The sequence below is a fragment of the Rhodococcus sp. BP-349 genome (assembly GCF_019835845.1).
GTDB lineage: Bacteria > Actinomycetota > Actinomycetes > Mycobacteriales > Mycobacteriaceae > Rhodococcoides.
On sequence record NZ_JABUDR010000001.1, the window covers coordinates 1,513,305 to 1,530,129 of the forward strand.

Annotated in this window: 16 protein-coding genes; 11 read left to right on the top strand and 5 right to left on the bottom strand. The window is 68.0% G+C overall.

Annotation, left to right across the window (positions count from 1 at the left end; all coding sequences use genetic code 11):
• The first annotated feature begins 9 nt into the window (after positions 1-9).
• Positions 10-1,035: an NAD(P)-dependent alcohol dehydrogenase gene (locus HQ325_RS07205; protein ID WP_222629031.1), complete on the top strand. Its 1,026-nt coding sequence runs from the start codon at positions 10-12 to the stop codon at positions 1,033-1,035.
• A gap of 17 nt (positions 1,036-1,052) precedes the next feature.
• Here the strand turns inward: HQ325_RS07205 and HQ325_RS07210 are convergent, their stop codons facing one another.
• On the bottom strand, positions 1,053-1,718 hold the full coding sequence (locus HQ325_RS07210; RefSeq protein WP_222627660.1) for a 3-oxoacid CoA-transferase subunit B: 666 nt from the start codon (positions 1,716-1,718) through the stop codon (positions 1,053-1,055).
• A complete protein-coding gene (locus HQ325_RS07215) occupies positions 1,715-2,479 on the bottom strand; it encodes a CoA transferase subunit A (RefSeq protein ID WP_222627662.1) in 765 nt (254 codons plus the stop codon). Before HQ325_RS07215 ends, HQ325_RS07210 begins: the two co-directional genes overlap by 4 nt.
• 194 nt (positions 2,480-2,673) lie before the next feature.
• Here HQ325_RS07215 and HQ325_RS07220 point away from each other — a divergent pair, with 194 nt between their 5' ends.
• The 3 genes from HQ325_RS07220 (at position 2,674) to HQ325_RS07230 (ending at position 5,779) form a co-directional block, all read left to right on the top strand.
• Positions 2,674-3,426, top strand: coding sequence for an IclR family transcriptional regulator (locus HQ325_RS07220; RefSeq protein WP_222627664.1), 753 nt, complete (start codon positions 2,674-2,676; stop codon positions 3,424-3,426).
• A 444-nt stretch (positions 3,427-3,870) separates the two neighbouring features.
• Positions 3,871-5,154 (top strand): ice-binding family protein, encoded by a 1,284-nt coding sequence (locus HQ325_RS07225; protein WP_261777728.1) that lies wholly within the window; start codon positions 3,871-3,873, stop codon positions 5,152-5,154.
• A 1-nt stretch (position 5,155) separates the two neighbouring features.
• Positions 5,156-5,779 (top strand): class F sortase, encoded by a 624-nt coding sequence (locus tag HQ325_RS07230; RefSeq protein ID WP_222627666.1) that lies wholly within the window; start codon positions 5,156-5,158, stop codon positions 5,777-5,779.
• Here the strand turns inward: HQ325_RS07230 and HQ325_RS07235 are convergent.
• Positions 5,772-6,782: a Gfo/Idh/MocA family protein gene (locus tag HQ325_RS07235; RefSeq protein ID WP_222627668.1), complete on the bottom strand. Its 1,011-nt coding sequence runs from the start codon at positions 6,780-6,782 to the stop codon at positions 5,772-5,774. The two genes, HQ325_RS07230 and HQ325_RS07235, sit on opposite strands and share 8 nt — an antisense overlap.
• Before the next feature lie 62 nt (positions 6,783-6,844).
• On the opposite strand from HQ325_RS07235, the gene HQ325_RS07240 reads away from it, so the two are divergent.
• The 6 genes from HQ325_RS07240 to HQ325_RS07265 all read left to right on the top strand — a co-directional run bounded on the left by HQ325_RS07240 (position 6,845) and on the right by HQ325_RS07265 (position 12,834).
• Positions 6,845-7,822 (top strand): Gfo/Idh/MocA family oxidoreductase, encoded by a 978-nt coding sequence (locus HQ325_RS07240; RefSeq protein ID WP_222627671.1) that lies wholly within the window; start codon positions 6,845-6,847, stop codon positions 7,820-7,822.
• A 33-nt stretch (positions 7,823-7,855) separates the two neighbouring features.
• Complete coding sequence (locus HQ325_RS07245) at positions 7,856-8,677, top strand: AraC family transcriptional regulator (RefSeq protein ID WP_308014291.1); 822 nt, start codon at positions 7,856-7,858, stop codon at positions 8,675-8,677.
• 209 nt (positions 8,678-8,886) lie between these two features.
• A complete protein-coding gene (locus HQ325_RS07250) occupies positions 8,887-9,921 on the top strand; it encodes an iron-siderophore ABC transporter substrate-binding protein (RefSeq protein WP_222627673.1) in 1,035 nt (344 codons plus the stop codon).
• Positions 9,922-9,977: 56 nt separating this feature from the next.
• Entirely contained in the window at positions 9,978-10,961 is a 984-nt protein-coding gene (locus HQ325_RS07255; RefSeq protein ID WP_308014350.1) for an iron ABC transporter permease, read from the top strand.
• Positions 10,961-12,019 (top strand): iron chelate uptake ABC transporter family permease subunit, encoded by a 1,059-nt coding sequence (locus tag HQ325_RS07260; RefSeq protein WP_308014351.1) that lies wholly within the window; start codon positions 10,961-10,963, stop codon positions 12,017-12,019. Before HQ325_RS07255 ends, HQ325_RS07260 begins: the two co-directional genes overlap by 1 nt.
• Positions 12,016-12,834 carry an ABC transporter ATP-binding protein gene (locus HQ325_RS07265; protein WP_222627675.1) on the top strand — a complete coding sequence of 273 codons (819 nt, stop codon included), beginning with the start codon at positions 12,016-12,018 and terminating at the stop codon, positions 12,832-12,834. Before HQ325_RS07260 ends, HQ325_RS07265 begins: the two co-directional genes overlap by 4 nt.
• Positions 12,835-12,840: 6 nt before the next feature.
• Here HQ325_RS07265 and HQ325_RS07270 read toward each other — a convergent pair whose 3' ends face one another.
• Positions 12,841-14,439, bottom strand: coding sequence for a GMC oxidoreductase (locus tag HQ325_RS07270; protein WP_222627677.1), 1,599 nt, complete (start codon positions 14,437-14,439; stop codon positions 12,841-12,843).
• Between the two features lie 142 nt (positions 14,440-14,581).
• Between HQ325_RS07270 and HQ325_RS07275 the strand changes: the two genes are divergently transcribed.
• The gene (locus tag HQ325_RS07275) at positions 14,582-15,667 is read left to right on the top strand and encodes a tartrate dehydrogenase (RefSeq protein WP_222627680.1); all 1,086 of its coding nucleotides are present in this window, start codon (positions 14,582-14,584) and stop codon (positions 15,665-15,667) included.
• Between the two features lie 54 nt (positions 15,668-15,721).
• Here HQ325_RS07275 and HQ325_RS07280 read toward each other — a convergent pair whose 3' ends face one another.
• Complete coding sequence (locus HQ325_RS07280) at positions 15,722-16,801, bottom strand: SDR family oxidoreductase (protein WP_222627682.1); 1,080 nt, start codon at positions 16,799-16,801, stop codon at positions 15,722-15,724.
• Positions 16,802-16,825: the final 24 nt, after the last annotated feature.

Consider the following 16,825-nt stretch of genomic DNA (forward strand, 5'->3'; position numbering starts at 1 on the left):
ATGAGCACCATGCGCGCAGTCCAGGTCGTGGGGTACCACGAGAAACTCCGAATGACCGAGGTGCCCGTTCCCACCCCGACAGGGCCGTTCGACGTCGTCGTCCGGATCGGCGGAGCGGGGGTGTGCCGTACCGATCTGCACATCCTCGAGGGGCAGTGGGCCGAGAAGTCGAACGTGACGCTGCCGTACACGATCGGCCACGAGAACGCCGGGTGGGTCCACGCCGTCGGCTCCGCCGTGACCAACGTGCAGGAGGGCGACAAGGTCATCGTCCACCCGCTCATCACGTGCGGGCTCTGCCGCGCCTGCCGATCCGGCGACGACGTGCACTGCGAGATCAACCAGTTCCCCGGCATCGACACGAACGGCGGCTACGCGGAGTACCTGAAGACGTCGGCACGCAGTGTGGTCAAGCTCGACGACTCGCTGGAGCCGGCGGACGTGGCTGCCCTCGCCGATGCGGGACTCACCGCGTACCACGCTGCCGCGAAGGCGTCGCGACATCTCACCCCCCGCGACCGCGTCGTGGTGATCGGTGCGGGTGGATTGGGCCACATCGGCATTCAGGTGTTGAAGGCTCTGACCGCGGCCGAGATCGTCGTCGTCGACCGTAACGCCGACGCGGTGAAACTGGCACTCGCGATCGGCGCCGATCACGGTGTCGTCGCCGACGGTACCCACATCGAGCAGGTGCTCGAGCTCACCGGCGGGCAGGGCGGCGAAGCGGTCATCGACTTCGTCGGTGAAGGCGGCGCGACGGCGGAGGGCATCGCGATGTTGCGGCAGGCGGGCAATTACCACGTCGTCGGATACGGCGAGAACATCGACGTGCCGACCATCGACATCGTGTCGTCGGAGATCAACGTCATCGGCAACCTGGTCGGGTCCTACAACGACCTGTGCGACCTCATGGCTCTCGCGGCCCGCGGGTCCGTGGTTCTGCACACCGCGAAGTACGCACTCGACGACTTCCAGAGCGCCATCGACGATCTGGACGCGGGAACGGTGCGGGGGCGGGCCATCCTCACGCCGTGAGAACGGCCCGCCGCCGGTCAGTGCGTGACGAGGTCGTCGGCGTCGGTGAGGGTGGCGCCGGTGGCGTCGTGCACCTGCGCGGCCGTGACACCGGGCGCGGTCTCCCGTAGGACGAGGGTGCCGTCGCCGACGACGTCGATGACGGCGAAATTGGTGATGACTCGGTCGACGACGGCCTGACCGGTGAGGGGGAGGGTGCACGCGTCGACGATCTTGGGGTTGCCGTCCCGGTCGGTGTGCTCCATGACGACGATGACACGCGCGGCGCCGTGGACGAGATCCATGGCGCCGCCCATGCCCTTGACCATCTTGCCCGGGACCATCCAGTTGGCCAGGTCGCCGGTCGACGAGACCTGCATGCCGCCGAGCACGGCGGTGTCGATGTGGCTGCCGCGAATCATGCCGAAGGACAGCGCGGAGTCGAAGAACGCCGCGCCGGGCAGGGTGGTGACGGTTTCCTTGCCGGCGTTGATGAGATTCGCGTCGACCTCGTCCTCGGTGGGGTAGGGGCCGGTGCCGAGGATGCCGTTCTCGGAGTGCAGCGTGACGCGGATCGCGGGATCGAGGAAGCCGGGAATCAGTGTGGGCAACCCGATCCCGAGGTTGACGTAGTCACCGTCGCGCAATTCGGCCGCCGCGCGCCGGGCCATGTTCTCGCGGGTCCATCCGGTGTCGGTGCTCATCGTGCGTCTCCTGCGGGTCGGGTGGTGCGCTTCTCGATGCGGGGTGTCTGCGGGCCGGTCTCCACGATGCGCTGGACGAACACGCCGGGCAGGTGTACGTGCGCCGGGTCGATCTCACCCGGCTGCACGAGACGCTCGACCTGAGCAACGGTGATGCGGCCGGCCATGGCGGCGAGGGGGTTGAAGTTCATGGCTGCCTTGTCGAAGACGAGGTTGCCGTCGGTGTCACCCAGATGCGCGTGCACGAGCGCGAAGTCGGCGCGGATGCCCTCCTCGAGGACGTACCGCTTGTCGCCGAAGACACGAGTCTCCTTCGGGGGTGAGGCGAGTGCCACGGATCCGTCGGCGGCGTAGCGCCACGGGAGCCCACCATCGGCGATGGGGCTGCCCACCCCGGCCGGGGTGAAGAACGCCGGGATGCCCGCTCCGCCGGCACGAAGACGCTCGGCCAGAGTGCCCTGGGGGGTGAGTTCCACCTCGAGTTCACCGGAGAGGTACTGCCGGGCGAACTCCTTGTTCTCGCCGACGTAGGACGCGGTGACTCGGCGAATGCGATGGGCCGCGAGCAGGATGCCGAGACCGTGGCCGTCGACACCGCAGTTGTTGGAGTAGACCTCCAGGTCGGTGATGTCGGTGGCGACGAGCGCGTCGATCAGCGCGTCGGGGATGCCGCACAGGCCGAAGCCGCCGACGGCCAGGGTGGCGCCGTCCGTGACGCCGCGGACCGCGTCGGCGGGGGTGGACAGGACTTCGGTGGCCACGAGTTCCTCCTGAGATCGAGTACTGATCGGACGCGCGAGTCCGGTGAGTGGACGCGCACACTCTCTGCATTCGACCAGGGATGCCGTGTCTGCGCAGGCGATGAGGGGTTTGGGTCACGAACTGCTCGACCGGTGGAACGATCAGCGGCGCGGCGTTCACTGAGTGGACAACCGCCGAGCACTAGACTGCGGTGATGGCGGAGGCAGCGAGGTCGGTCATCGCGCGAGTCGCGGCGGTGATGCGAGCCATCGGTGATCACGAGCCGGACGGCGCATCGACCACCGACATCGCCAGGACCGCCGGGTTGGCCAGACCCACCGTGCACCGAATGGTCACCGCGCTGGCGGCGGAGGGCTTCGTCGATCGGCACGAGTCGGGCCGGTGGGCGCTGGGGCCCGAGACCTTCCTTCTCGGATCGATGGCAGCGGAGCGGTACGACATCACGTCGAGTGCGGGAGACATCCTGCGCGATCTGGCCCGAACGACGGGGGAGAGCGCCTTCCTGTCGGCACGTCGGGGCGACGAGACGGTCTGCATCGCGAGCGAGGAGGGCAGTTTCCCGCTGCGCTCGCACGTCCTGCAGATCGGCCTGCGCATGCCCCTCGGAGTCGCGTCCGCCGGGTTGGTCATCCTCGCGCACCTGCCCGAACGTGAGCGGGTGGAGTACCTCGACCGTGCAGATCTCGGCGGCTGGGGGAAATGTCACGCGCCGAGCGAGATCGCCGAACGGGTGGAACAGGTTCTGGTGCAGGGATACTCGGTGAATCCCGGGTTGTTGGTGGAAGGTAGCTGGGGGCTCGGGGCCGCGGTGTTCGATCGACGGGACGCCCCGGCGTGGGCGCTGAGTCTGACGGGCGTCGCCGGCCGTTTCGACGATGCCCGGCGTCCCGTTCTCGGCGAACAGCTGCTGCGGGCCGCACACGCGTTGACCTCGCGTCTGCGGTGATCGGAGGTCGATGCGGCCGGTCGGACAGAACTCGGGCGGTACATCCAAGTTATTCGCCCGTTATATCGTGAATGCATGCCCGATATCGTATCGATGTCGATATCAAAGTCCGAGAATTGTTGTCGCACAGTGATGTCAGGCGTCCATCACATGATTGTCCGGACTGGACACATGGCGCAATTCCGGCATGCATTGACATTACCGTTATCGTCCTGTTCACTCTCGTTTATGCCGTAAATCTACGTCGCATTCGACGGAGTCGGCTCGATCTCACACCTGCCCCCGCCACATCTCGGCGCCGTGGTCGTCTCTTCGGACGGTCACCGACGCGCCGGCGTCGCCGGGGCTCCATCGCACCGCTCTGCGTCGTCGGGGACAGAGTCTGCGCACCACACGTGCCGCATCTCGGATGCGGCACATTCACCACATCGCGCAAGGAACCGCATGACCAGGACACACCTCGACCATTCTCCCTTCGATGCCGCCAAACGAGGCCGTCTCCCCGCACTGGGTACCGTCGCCGTCGCCACGGCGGCTCTGATGATCGTCGGCGCGAGCACCGCCGACGCCGCCACTCCGGTGGGACTCGGCACCGCTGCCAGTTACGCGGTCCTTGCCGGTGCGGGCGTGACCAACACCGGCCCGTCGGTCATCTCGGGTGATCTCGGAACCAGTCCGACCGCGGCCGTCACGGGGTTCCCGCCCGGTCTCGTGAACAACGGCACGATTCATGCCGCCGACGCGGTTGCGCTGCAGGCGCAGTCGGACCTCACCACGGCATACGACCAGGCGAGCGCGGAGCCGATCTCGGCGAACGTCGCTGCCGACATCACCGGCAGCACCCTCGCCCCCGGGGTCTACAAGGCTTCCAGCGCACTGGCCCTGAACGGCACCGTCACGTTGGACGGTGGATCGGATCCCGACGCCGTCTTCGTCTTTCAGGCGCCGTCCACATTGATCACGGGCTCCGGCAGCAGAGTGGCACTGATCAACGTGAACCCCTGCAACGTCTTCTGGCAGGTGGGCAGCTCGGCGATCATCGGTACCTCCACGACGTTCGTCGGAACGGTACTGGCGCTCACCTCGATCAGCGTGCAGAACGGTGCGACCGTCTCCGGACGTGTGTTGGCGCGCAACGGCGCGGTCACCCTGGACAACAACGTGATCACGGCGAACGACTGCTCCCCGCGGACGACCACCACCCCGGTCGGCGACGGGGGAGTCGTGGTGCCTCCCATCGTGATTCCGATCCCGTCGATCCCGGGACTGCCGTCGATCCCCGGTGTCCCGCCCGTGATCACCATCCCGGGTCTCCCGAGTGTGCCGGGTACACCGCCCACCTCGTCGGTGCCCACCGCACCGGTGGTCCCGCCCACCTCGGACACGCCCGGTACGCCGGGAGCCCCGAACACGCCCGGTACCCCGAACACGCCCGGTACCCCGAACACGCCCAGTACCCCGAACACGCCCGGTACCCCGAACACGCCGGGAACCCCGAACACACCGGGAATCCCGATCACGCCCGGAACTCCCGATGTCCCAACAGGTCCGGACGCTCCCGGTCAGTACTCGCCGGGCAGCCAGATCACTCAGGTTCCGGGTGGTGGCGTCGACACGGGTGACGGCAGCACCGTCCGGTCGGCAGACCACTGGCAGCCCGTGTCGGTCGGCCTCGCGGCCGCGGCGATCATCGGGTCTGTCCTGGTGCTGCGTCGTCGAAAGAGCTGACATGCCCCAACGTTCCGCCGCCACCGCGGCGCGCGCACTGTGCGCTGCGGTGCTGCTCGCGCTGGCGCTTGTCTCCGGATGCTCCACTGTTGCCGGCACGCCGCCGCCGGCCGCGACCGCGCAGGCGGACGTCGGCGCGGTCGACGAGGGCGCCACCGGTGTCTCCGATGCCGAGGCCGTCTCGTCACCGCCGATTCGCATCGACGTGCCCGCCATCGAGGTGAGTTCCGACCTCATGGGCCTGGGTCTGCAGCAGGACGGGACGATGGAAGTACCGCCCGGCGCGTTCCCGGCCGGGTGGTACACGGGTTCACCGACTCCCGGCGCGATGGGGCCGTCGGTGATCGCCGGTCACGTCGACTGGAACGGTGCGCCGGGCGTGTTCTCCCGGCTCGGTGACCTCACCTCGGACGACGACGTGATCGTCACCCTGCAGGACGGCACCACGTCACGCTTCCGGGTCACTCAGGTCGAGCAGTATCCGAAGGCGGAGTTCCCGACGACGACGGTGTACGGCGACATCGATCACCCGGGTCTCCGGCTGATCACGTGTGGGGGCCTGTTCGACAGCGGTGCAGCCAGTTACGACGACAACATCGTGGTCTACGCCGATCTGATCAGCTGATCCCGTCGCGGATCCGGTCGATGATCTCCAGGGTCGCGACCGCGTCGGCGAGGGGATGGACGGCGGACTCGACCTCGCCGACGGAAATCCTTCTCGCAGCCTCCACCGCGGCGAGATGCAGTCCGTCGACCTGGAGGCCGGGGGTCTCGTCGTAGGCGAGGGTGATGCCGTCGCGAAGCGCGACGGTGAACGGCCCCGGCATGAAGAAGGGCCCGGCGATGGTGAGTGTGCCGTCCCGGCCGCACACGACCGCCGTCGTCGGCGTGTTCGTCAGGATCGTGGTGTTGAGCACCGCATGTCCGGACTCGCCGGTGAGAAGGGCCGAGATCTGACCGTCGATCTCGCCGTTCGCCGGCTGACTCCGGGCATCCACGGTCTCCGGGGCACCGAGAACCGAGTGGGCGAAGGACGCGACGTACGTTCCCAGATCCAGGAGCGGGCCACCGGCCAACGCCGGGTCGTAGATGCGGTGATCGGTGGTGAAGAACTCGCCGTGATCCGCGAGCACCGTGTGGATCGGTCCGAGGATGCCACTGCCGAGCACCTGCTCGATCACGTCGAACTTCGGCAGGAACCTCGTCCACATCGCTTCGCCCGCGAACACCCCCGCAGCCCGTGCTGCCTCCGCGATCCGGGCCGCGCCGGCCGCGTCGACGGCGAGCGGCTTCTCCACGAGCACGTGCTTTCCCGCGGCGATGGCGTCGACGGCGTTCGCGAGGTGCTCGGTGTGCGGCGTGGCGATGTACACGATGTCGACGTCGTCGTCGGCGAAGACGGCCTCGTACGTGCCGTGCGCGCGGTCGACGCCGTGCTCGTCGGCGAAGGCGCGTGCGCGCTCCGGTGAGCGGGATCCCACCGCGACGACGGACTGGGTCGTGTGCCGGTGCAGTGACTCGACGAACCGGTGCGCGATCCACCCCGGCCCGAGGACTGCCCATCGGAGCACGGGCGCGTCACGGGGATCGGGAACTCGTGACAGGGGGAGGGAGGCGCTCTGCGTCATGTGGCAGAGCCAATCAGACGAAAGCGCATTTGTCAGGACATTAAGATGTAATACTTCCGATCATGACTGTGCGGGTTGGAATCATCGGTGTCGGCGTCATGGGGGCGGACCATGCCCTGTCCCTCGATCGGCGGGTGTCGGGCGCGGCGGTGACCGCTGTCGCCGACTTCGACGCAGCACGGGCGAGTGCAGTCGCCTCCACCCTGCGCGGCGCCACCGTCGCGGCGGACGGCCCGGCGCTGATCGAGCGTGACGACGTCGACGCCGTCGTCATCGCCTCGCACGATTCGACCCATGCCGAACTGGCGCACCTGGCGCTGGCCGCGGGCAAGCCGGTGCTGTGCGAGAAGCCTCTCGCACCCACGGCGGCGGAGTGCCGCGAGATCATCGCCGCGCAGGGCGATCGCACCTTGATCACGGTCGGCTTCATGCGTCGGTTCGATCCGGCCTACGTGGAACTGAAGCGCGTGGTGTCGTCCGGCGCACTGGGTGCACCCCTCGTCGCCCACTGCGTGAGTCGCACGGTCGAGGCCTACCCCGGCGGCACGTCCGCGTCGACCATCACCAACTCCGCGATTCACGAACTCGACATCGTGCCGTGGTTGCTGTCGTCGCCGATCACGGAGGTGAGTTGGCACGCGGGTCGCACGTCCGCGCACTCCGGAACGCGGCAGGATCCGCAGATCATGCTGTTGCGGACCGAGTCCGACGTTCTGGTGACGGTCGAGATCTTCCTCAACGCCCGCTACGGATACGACACGAGGTGCGAGGTGGTGGGCGATATCGGAGCGTCCGCGCTCGTGCTGCCCACTCACGTGATAACCGACAGCGACCGCCGGCGGTCCGTGGCCTACCCGGCCGACTGGATCCCCCGATACGCCGACGCCTACCGCCTGCAACTTCAGGAATGGGTGGATTCCCTCGAGGCCGGCCGGGTGTCGGAACTCGCCGACGCGGACGCGGGACTGCGTGCGGGGCTCGTGGCCGACGCTCTCGTCGCCTCGATGAACGACGGCGGCCGAACCGTCGTCGTGGAGTGAGCTCGGCGATCCTCGCCCGCGTAGGGTGACCGCGTGGCCCATTCCGACGCAGCGCACGCCGGAGCGGCCGCGCCTCGGAACGCGGCCATGGACGTCCGCCGACTCCCCGTCTACCGCTCGGGAGAGCTGGACGTCCCGTTCGTGATCGCGGGCACCCACGAGTCGGTGGTGCGAGAAACCCTGTGGGAGAATCACTCTCACCCCACTCACGAGTTGCTGTGGAACGACCGAGGTGCTTCGACGGCGACCGTGGGGACCCGGACGTGGACCGTCACGGCCACCACCGGCCTCTGGATCCCGGCGGGGTTGCTGCACCGGGGACGGATGTCGGCCGGAACCGTCTCCCGCGCTGCGCAGTTCAACGTGTCCGAGGCCCAGCCTCTGTCGGATCGACCGGTCGCGGTGGACATCACCCCGTTGCTCCGACTGTTGCTGGATCGCGTCTCCGAGGAGGCTCTGTCGCCGCGGTCGCGTGCGACGACGGAGGCGATGATCCTGGACGTGCTGGTTCCGTCGCCGCGGGAGGTGGTGCTGCGAGTGCCGTCCTCGCATCGGCTGGCTCCGCTCGTGGCCACGATCCTCGAACGTCCCGACGACACCACGACGTTGGCGCAGTGGTCGATTCGACTGAACCTCAGTACCCGGACGTTGACCCGGATGTTCCACTCCGAGACGGGAGTGGGATACACCCGATGGGTCGCGACCGTGCGAGCACAGCGTGCGATCGATCTCCTTGCCCGCGGTGAGGACATGCACGACATCGCCACAGCGGTGGGATTCGCGTCGGCCAGCTCGTTCGGTGCTGCGTTCCGGCGGGTCACCGGAGTGAACCCCGGAGCGTTTCGCGACATGTGACCCGGAGCGTTTCGCGACATGTGACCCCCAGCGTTTCGCGACGTGTGACCCAGAGTGTGCTGCACGTGACCGTCGTCACGGTATGTCGCTTTCGATGGTCGGTACGTCCTGTTCGCACGATTGCGAAAGCCCTACCGGTCCTTTACTGTCCCAAAGGTAAGGCTACCCTGTGTCTGTCGACGCCTGTCGGACACCGATTTGAGGAATACATGTCTCGCATAGCGCATTTCGCCGTCCTGTCCGCTGCGGCGGTGCTCACGACCGGTCTGGTGGCCTGCTCGTCCGACTCGACCGGCGGCGCCACCACCGAGTCGTCCACGACGGCCGACTGGACGCCCGTGACCATCGAGCACGCTCTCGGCACCACGGTGATCGAGTCCCGGCCGGAGCGAGTGGCGACCGTCAACTGGGCCAATCACGAGGTGCCCCTCGCTCTGGGCATCGTGCCCGTCGGCATGGCCGCCGCGAACTTCGGTGACGACGATGACGACGGCGTGCTGCCGTGGGTCGACGAGAAGCTCCAGGAACTCGGCGCCGAGACGCCGGTCCTGTTCGACGAGACGGACGGCGTCGACTTCGAGGCCGTCGCCGACACGGACCCGGACGTCATTCTCGCCGCGTACTCCGGTCTGACGCAGGAGGACTACGACCAGCTCAGCGAGATCGCGCCCGTCGTCGCGTACCCGGAGACCGCGTGGGGAACGCCGTGGCGCGACATGATCGAGGTCAGCAGCACGGCTCTCGGCAAGGCCGACGAGGGGCGGCAGTTGATCGCCGACCTCGACGAGCGTATCGACGCGGCGGTGGCAGAGCATCCCGGAATCGCGGGCCGCTCTGCCATGTTCCTCACCCACGTCGACACGACGAATCTCAGTGAGGTGAGTTTCTACACCACCCACGACACCCGCACCATGTTCTTCGAGGACCTCGGCATGACCACGCCGCCGAGTGTGGCGACTGCCTCTGCGGCGACGGATCGCTTCAGCCTGAAGCAGAGTGCGGAGCAGGCCGACGCGTTCGGGGACGTCGACATCATCGTCACCTACGGCGGCGACGAACTGGTCGCCGCTCTCGAGGCGGATCCCCTGCTCTCGCAGATGCCGGCCGTGCAGAACGACGCCATCGTCGCGCTCCCCGGCACGGGGCCGCTGGGAACGGCGTCCAACCCCACGCCGCTCTCCGTCGACTGGGTGCTGGACGACTACCTCGACCTGCTCGACGGCGCCGCTGCCTCGTCTCGGTGATCACCGACACCCGAGCGTCGGCTCCGCCTGCGTCGAGCACCGCGGGCCGCGTCCTCGTGAAGGGTGCGGCGCTGCTGGTCGCCTGCGGGGCGTTGCTGGCGCTCGTGGTCGCGTCGGTCATGATCGGGTCGAGGAGCGTCGGAGTGTCGGACGTCCTCCTCGCCCTCGGAGGTGGAACCGACGGATTCGATCAGGCGGCGGTGGCCACGAGACTCCCGCGCACGCTGCTCGCGGTGGTGGCGGGCGCCGCTCTGGCCGTCGCAGGCACCGTCATGCAGGGCGTGACCCGTAACCCGTTGGCGGACCCCGGAATTCTCGGTGTGAACATGGGTGCATCCCTCGCGGTCGTCGCCGGAATCGCCTTCTTCGGACTCGCCGGCGCCACGAGCATCGTGTGGGTGGCCATCGGGGGCGCAGCTGCTGCCGCCGCGTTCGTGTACTCGGTCGGCTCGCTGGGCCGGGGCGGCGCGACCCCTCTGAAACTGGCACTGGCCGGCGCGGCGACCTCGGCGGCGCTGGTGTCGTTCGTCAGCGCCATCGCGTTGCCGCGCAACGACATCGCGGGCGGTATCCGCTCGTGGCAGATCGGCGGGGTCGGGGGAGCCGTCTTCGATCGCATCTGGATCGTACTGCCGTTCCTCGTCGTCGGCTTCGTGGTCTGTCTCCTGTCCGCCCGCGGTCTGAACACCCTCGCGCTGGGCGACGACCTGGCGGCCGGTCTCGGTGAACGCGTGGCCGTGGCCCGCGCCACCGCCGCGATCGGTGCGGTGGTCCTGTGCGGCAGCGTCACCGCGGTCACGGGCCCCATCGCCTTCGTCGGACTGGTCGTCCCGCACGTGTGCCGCCTGCTGGTGGGCGTGGACCACCGCTGGACGCTGCCGTTCTCGGCCGTGGGCGGGGCGATCCTGTTGACCGGCGCCGACATCCTGGGCCGCATCGTGGCGCGGCCTGCCGAGATCGACGTGGGGATCCTCACCGCCGTCGTGGGTGCTCCGTTCTTCATCCACATCGTCCGTCGTCGAAAGGTGTCGGCGCTGTGATCACCCACGCTGTGGCCACCGGCTCGGGATCCGGCACGGTCACGACGGTGGTGCAGGGCCGGCGCCGCCGGGCCGCACGTCGACGCACGGTCGTGGCGCTGTTGTCGATCGCGCTCGTGGCGGTCTTCGCTCTGTCGCTGATGGCCGGGAGAACGTTCTACCCAGCGAGCGACGTGCTCGATGTCGTTCTGGGTCAGGATGTTCCGGGAGCGTCCTACACCGTGGGCCGGTTGCGCCTGCCACGCGCCGTGCTCGCGGTGGCCGCGGGTCTGTGCTTCGGGATCGCCGGTGTGACGTTCCAGACGATGCTGCGCAACCCGTTGGCGAGTCCCGACGTGATCGGCATCAGTGCGGGAGCGGGAGCCGCCGCGACCTTCGCCATCGTGACGTTGTCGTGGACGTCGACGCAGGTGTCCGCATTCGCGATCGTCAGTGGGCTGGCCGTCGCGCTGGTGATCTACGTGCTCTCGTTCGAGGACGGCGTCGTCGGTACCAGGCTCATCCTGATCGGTATCGGCATCGCGGCCGTGCTCGAGAGCGCCACCGCGTACATCCTCTCTCGCGCCGCCGAATGGGATCTGCAGGAAGCGACACGCTGGCTCACCGGCAGTCTGAACGGATCCTCATGGGACGCCGCTGTTCCCGTGCTCCTCGCCGCGGTGATCCTGACGCCCGTTCTGATGCTCCTCGACCGTGACCTCGCGATCACCCGCCTCGGCGACGACATGGCTCCCGCCCTCGGGGTCCGCGTGAGCCGCACCCGGCTCCTGGCGATCGTCGCCGCGACAGGCCTGATCGCTTTCGCCACGGCAGCAACCGGGCCCATTGCCTTCGTCGCATTCCTGTCCGGTCCGATCGCCGCCCGCATCGTCGGCCCCGGTGCGTCACTGCTGGTCCCGTCTGCTCTCGTCGGTGCGCTGCTGGTGCTCGTGGCCGACTTCTGCGGCCAGTACGCCTTCGACACCCGCTACCCCGTGGGCATCGTCACCGGTGTGCTGGGCGCGCCCTACCTGGTATACCTGATCGCTCGTTCCCATCGTGGGGGAGGCTCCCTGTGACATCGACCCACTCTCTCGCCGTCGAGGACCTGACGCTCGGCTACGGCGACCGCACGGTGATCGAGGGGCTCACTCTGACGGTCGTCCCCGGAGCGATCACGTCGATCGTGGGCGCGAACGCCTGCGGCAAGTCGACCCTGCTGCGGGCGATGTCCCGATTGCTGAAACCGAGGGTCGGCCGGGTGTTGCTCGACGGGCGGGACGTGCACCGACTTCCTGCCAAGGCGGCCGCCCGCACGATGGGACTGTTGCCCCAGTCTCCGGTCGCGCCGGAGGGGATCACGGTGAGCGATCTGGTCGGTCGAGGTCGGCACCCCCACCAAGGGCTCTTCGCGCGCTGGAGTGCGCAGGACGATCTCGCGGTGGCCACCGCGCTCGACATGACGGACACGGCCGCGCTCGCCGACCGCGCCGTCGACGAGCTGTCCGGCGGCCAGCGTCAACGAGTGTGGATCGCGATGGCTCTGGCGCAGGACACCGACCTGCTGCTGCTCGACGAACCCACGACCTTCCTCGATGTGAGTCATCAGATCGAGGTGTTGGATCTGCTGACCGACCTCAACCGCGCCCGCGGTACCACCATCGTCATGGTGTTGCACGATCTCAACATGGCAGCGCGGTACTCCGACCATCTGATCGCCCTCGCCGACGGTCGCGTCCACGCCGGCGGTGTCCCGACCGAGGTGCTGACGGAGGAGACGGTGCGTGCCGTCTTCGGTCTGGAGAGTCACGTCATCGTCGATCCGTCGTCGGGTGCGCCCCTCATGCTCCCCCTGGGGCGGCATCACGTCCGGTCGACGATCGAGTCGAGCTGACCCGGGTCAGATGATCGTTCCGACGTCCGTGGCCACGATGCTGTCGAGAGCGTGCTCCGCGACGGCAGCGATGGTCATCGACGGATTGCAGGCCGCGCAGTTTCCGGGTATCAGGGCACCGTCGAGAACGTAGAGGCCACGCTGTCCCTGGACACGCCCCTCGAGATCACAGACAGTTCCCATGTTCGCCCCGCCGAGCGGATGCCAGGTGGAGGGGAACACCGCGTTGGTGTCCACGACGAGGCTGTTCGGTCCGGCGATCGCGCGCACGCGCGGATCGATGTGACTCTGGATGGCCGCATCCCCCTCGTGCGGCCAGCGCAGAATCGCATCGTCCCGCGCACCGTCGTAGACGAAACGCCCACGGGCGTCGCTGACGCCGTAGCCGACCAGAACGGTGGTTCGGGCATCCACCCCGAGAGGGGGGAACGACGCCTGGATGACCGTCATCGCGCGGGACGGGTCCGCCCAGTCGAGACTGCCGAAGACCACCGGACCGCCCTGAGCGGGTCCGAAGTCCTGGTCGAACGTCGTCCACGAGTAGATCCTGTCCGCATTCGTGCCCCAGCCGTCGCCGAGCGCGTCCGGCATGTCCGGGATCCGGCCGGACGCTGCCGCCCGCATGAGCAGTCGCGTGGTGTTCATGCTGCCCGCAGCCATGATCAGGGTCGGCGTGGTGAGGATCTTGTTCTCCACGACCGCACCGGAGGTGTCGATGCGGTCGACGTACACCGTCCATCGGCCGTCGGGCGCGCGCTCGACGTCGGTGACCTGGTGCAGTGTCCGGACCGTCGCCAGGCCGGTCGCCTCCGCCTCGGCGATGTACGTGACGTCGACGGAGAACTTGCCGCCGTTGTTGACGCCGATGGCACCGTCGCCGTTGGTGTAGGACGGGGACATCACTCCGCGGAGCTCGTCGAGGGCGAAGTTCCAGTCGATGGGCATCGGGATCTTCGACACGGGGAGTCCGAGTCGTCGTGCGCTGTCCCGGAATGCCCGTGGAGCAGCGTAATTGGGGCTGTCTACCAGCGCGTCGGGTGCGACCGCGAGGTGCAGCATCCGGGCGACCCGCGGGTAGTGGACGCGATCGAGCAGGCCCCAGTCCAGTGCGCCGGGGAACTGCGACGCGAACACCGCCTCGGCCGGCTGCAGCGTCATCCCCTGATAGACGAGGGACCCGCCGCCGACCCCGGCCGCACACAGCGCGGTCATGTTCTCGCCGGGAACCGCCTCGACGAGGCCGGTGTACGCCGGGACGTCGATCGGACGTCCGAACACGTTCTTCGCGGATCCGTACCAGAGGAAACGACCGTCGGGTGAGCGAGCGTGCGGAAAGGTCTCGGCGTTCGGACCGGTCGGCCATCGCAGACCGCGCTCGAGCACGGTCACCGGAACGCCTGCCTGTGCGAGGCGCAGTGCGGCGACGCCGCCGCCGAACCCGGAGCCGACGATCACCACGCGGTGATCCTCGCGGGAGAGCGGAACTCGTTGTGTGCGTGCGGCGATGCCGTGAGCAGAGGCGCGGGCGGCGTGGTTGCCGGCGATCAGCGCACCGCCGGCCGCGGCGGCGCCGGAGAGGAACGTGCGGCGAGTGAACGGTGACATGCGGCTTCCCCCGGATCGTTCGTGGAGTCCGCCGATACCTGTGGGTACCCCCCGGCGAACACCCGATCTCGATGCCGGGTGCTCAGAACCTAGACAGTTCTGTCCACGAGTGTCAAGGTTTCGTCCCGACTAGGCTCGAACGATGGCTACCAGACGCATCGCAGTGATCCCGGGTGACGGCATCGGCAAGGAGGTGGTTCCCGCCGGTATCGGAGTACTGGACGCCGCGGCGGCGGCGTTCGACCTCCACCTCGAGTACGAGTACTTCGACTACGCCAGCGCCGATTACTACGTCGAGCACGGAAAGATGCTTCCCGACGGCTGGTTCGACGAGCTTCGACCGTTCGACGCGATCTTCTTCGGAGCGGTGGGCTGGCCGGAGGTGGTGCCGGACCACATCTCGTTGTGGGGCAGTCTGCTCCAGTTCCGACGGCACTTCGACCAGTACGTGAATCTGCGCCCCATCCGGCTCATGCCGGGCGTCACCAGCCCACTGGCGGGACGCGAGGTCGGCGACATCGATTTCTACGTCGTCCGTGAGAACACCGAGGGTGAGTACACCGATCTCGGCGGCCGGATGTTCGCGGGGACCGAGCGTGAGACGGTGATCCAGGAGACGGTCATGTCGCGCATCGGCGTCGATCGAATCCTGAAGTACGCCTTCGAACTCGCCGAGACCAGGCCGAAACGCCACCTGACGTCCGCGACCAAGAGCAACGGCATCTCCATCTCGATGCCGTACTGGGACGAGCGGGTCGCCGCCATGGCGTCGCATCACCCCACGGTGGACGTCGACAGCTATCACATCGACATCCTCACGGCGAACTTCGTGCTGCACCCGGACTGGTTCGACGTGGTCGTCGCGAGCAATCTGTTCGGGGACATCCTGTCCGATCTCGGACCGGCGATCGCAGGCACCATCGGCATCGCCCCGAGTGGAAACATCAACCCGGAGGGACTCTTTCCCAGTCTGTTCGAGCCGGTGCACGGATCGGCACCGGGCATCGCGGGCAAGAACATCGCCAACCCGATCGGGCAGATCTGGAGCGGCAGCATGATGCTCGATCACCTGGGCGAGCCCGATGCCGCGCGCACGGTCCTGACCGCGGTCGAGAACGTGCTCGCACGGGGCGGCGCTGCGCTCACCGCCGACATGGGCGGAACGTCGGGGACCGACGAGTTGGGCCGGATCATCGCGGACGAGGTGACCGCTCTCGCCCGCCGGTGACGTCTCGACGCCGACGGCCGGGCGGTTCGTCCCGGCCGGCCGTCTCCTCCGGTCTCAGCGAGGAATGATCCGCGCGTCTCGGTACCGGGCGAGGTTCTCCGCGAAACTCTCACTGGTCGAGCGGAATCCGAGGAACCCCGCCTTGCGGCTCTTCGTCATGTCGGTCAGGCACTCCATGTCGCGGCCGAGGTCGCCGTCGGTGTGCCACCACGATGCGAGTCGAGTCACGTCCGACTCGACGAGGTCGTACTTCTCGGCGATGCGCCGCCACGCATCGGGTGCATCGTCCATTCGCGTCGCCAACGGTCGCGGTTCGGTGTCGAAACCGACGGGTTCGATCCCGAAATGGTCGGCGATGCGCGGCCACAGCCATCGCCACCGGAACACGTCACCGTTCGCGACATTGAACGGCTCGTTCGCGCCGTTCTCGTTCGTCGCAGCCCAGATCATCTGCTCGGCGAGCAGGTCGGCGTCGGTCACATCGGTCAGACCGTTCCACTGGGTCTCCGACCCCGGGAAGACGAAAGGTTGCCCGGTCTCCTTGCAGAGAGTGGCGTACACCGACAGTGTGAGTGCCATGTTCATGGCGTTGCCCACGGCGAACCCGAAGATGGTGTGTGCCCGGTGCACGCTCCAGGTGAAACCCAGTCGCTCTGCGCCGGAGAACAACTCGTCCTCCTGGGCGTAGTAGAAGTTCGGTGTGTCGAGGCGCTCCTCGCTCTCGTGGAACGGGGTCTCCGCCGTCACCGCGGCGCCGTAGGCGTCGAACGGGCCGAGGTAGTGCTTCAGACCCGTCATGAGCGCGACGTGCTTCACCGAGTTCTCCGGTGCCAGCGCGTCAAACGTGTTCCGGAGGGTGGCGGTGTTCACCTCGATGTTCTCCGCCTCCGAGTCCTGCATCATCCACGCCGTGAAGAACACGAGGTCGGGCGCCGTTCCGCGCAGTGCCTCACGCAGCGCATCGGCGTCGAGAAGGTCGGCCGTCACGGGTGTCACGCCGTCGACCGGCAACTCGGTCTTGCGCGACAACCCGTAGGTGCGCCACCCCGCGTCGACGAGTCGTCGACAGATGGTCTGGCCCGAGATGCCGGTGGCTCCGACGACGAGCGCCGTGCCCGGACTTCGTGCTGCCATGTGTGTCATGCCTCCGATCGGTGA

Excerpts from the sequence above, each read along its gene's own strand:
- HQ325_RS07205 (WP_222629031.1), top strand. The coding sequence starts at position 10 with ATGCGCGCAGTCCAGGTCGTGGGGTACCACGAGAAACTCCGAATGACC.
- HQ325_RS07280 (WP_222627682.1), bottom strand. The coding sequence starts at position 16,801 with ATGGCAGCACGAAGTCCGGGCACGGCGCTCGTCGTCGGAGCCACCGGC.
- HQ325_RS07230 (WP_222627666.1), top strand. The coding sequence starts at position 5,156 with ATGCCCCAACGTTCCGCCGCCACCGCGGCGCGCGCACTGTGCGCTGCG.
- HQ325_RS07220 (WP_222627664.1), top strand. The coding sequence starts at position 2,674 with ATGGCGGAGGCAGCGAGGTCGGTCATCGCGCGAGTCGCGGCGGTGATG.
- HQ325_RS07270 (WP_222627677.1), bottom strand. The coding sequence starts at position 14,439 with ATGTCACCGTTCACTCGCCGCACGTTCCTCTCCGGCGCCGCCGCGGCC.
- HQ325_RS07275 (WP_222627680.1), top strand. The coding sequence starts at position 14,582 with ATGGCTACCAGACGCATCGCAGTGATCCCGGGTGACGGCATCGGCAAG.
- HQ325_RS07235 (WP_222627668.1), bottom strand. The coding sequence starts at position 6,782 with ATGACGCAGAGCGCCTCCCTCCCCCTGTCACGAGTTCCCGATCCCCGT.
- HQ325_RS07210 (WP_222627660.1), bottom strand. The coding sequence starts at position 1,718 with ATGAGCACCGACACCGGATGGACCCGCGAGAACATGGCCCGGCGCGCG.
- HQ325_RS07250 (WP_222627673.1), top strand. The coding sequence starts at position 8,887 with ATGTCTCGCATAGCGCATTTCGCCGTCCTGTCCGCTGCGGCGGTGCTC.
- HQ325_RS07240 (WP_222627671.1), top strand. The coding sequence starts at position 6,845 with ATGACTGTGCGGGTTGGAATCATCGGTGTCGGCGTCATGGGGGCGGAC.
- HQ325_RS07225 (WP_261777728.1), top strand. The coding sequence starts at position 3,871 with ATGACCAGGACACACCTCGACCATTCTCCCTTCGATGCCGCCAAACGA.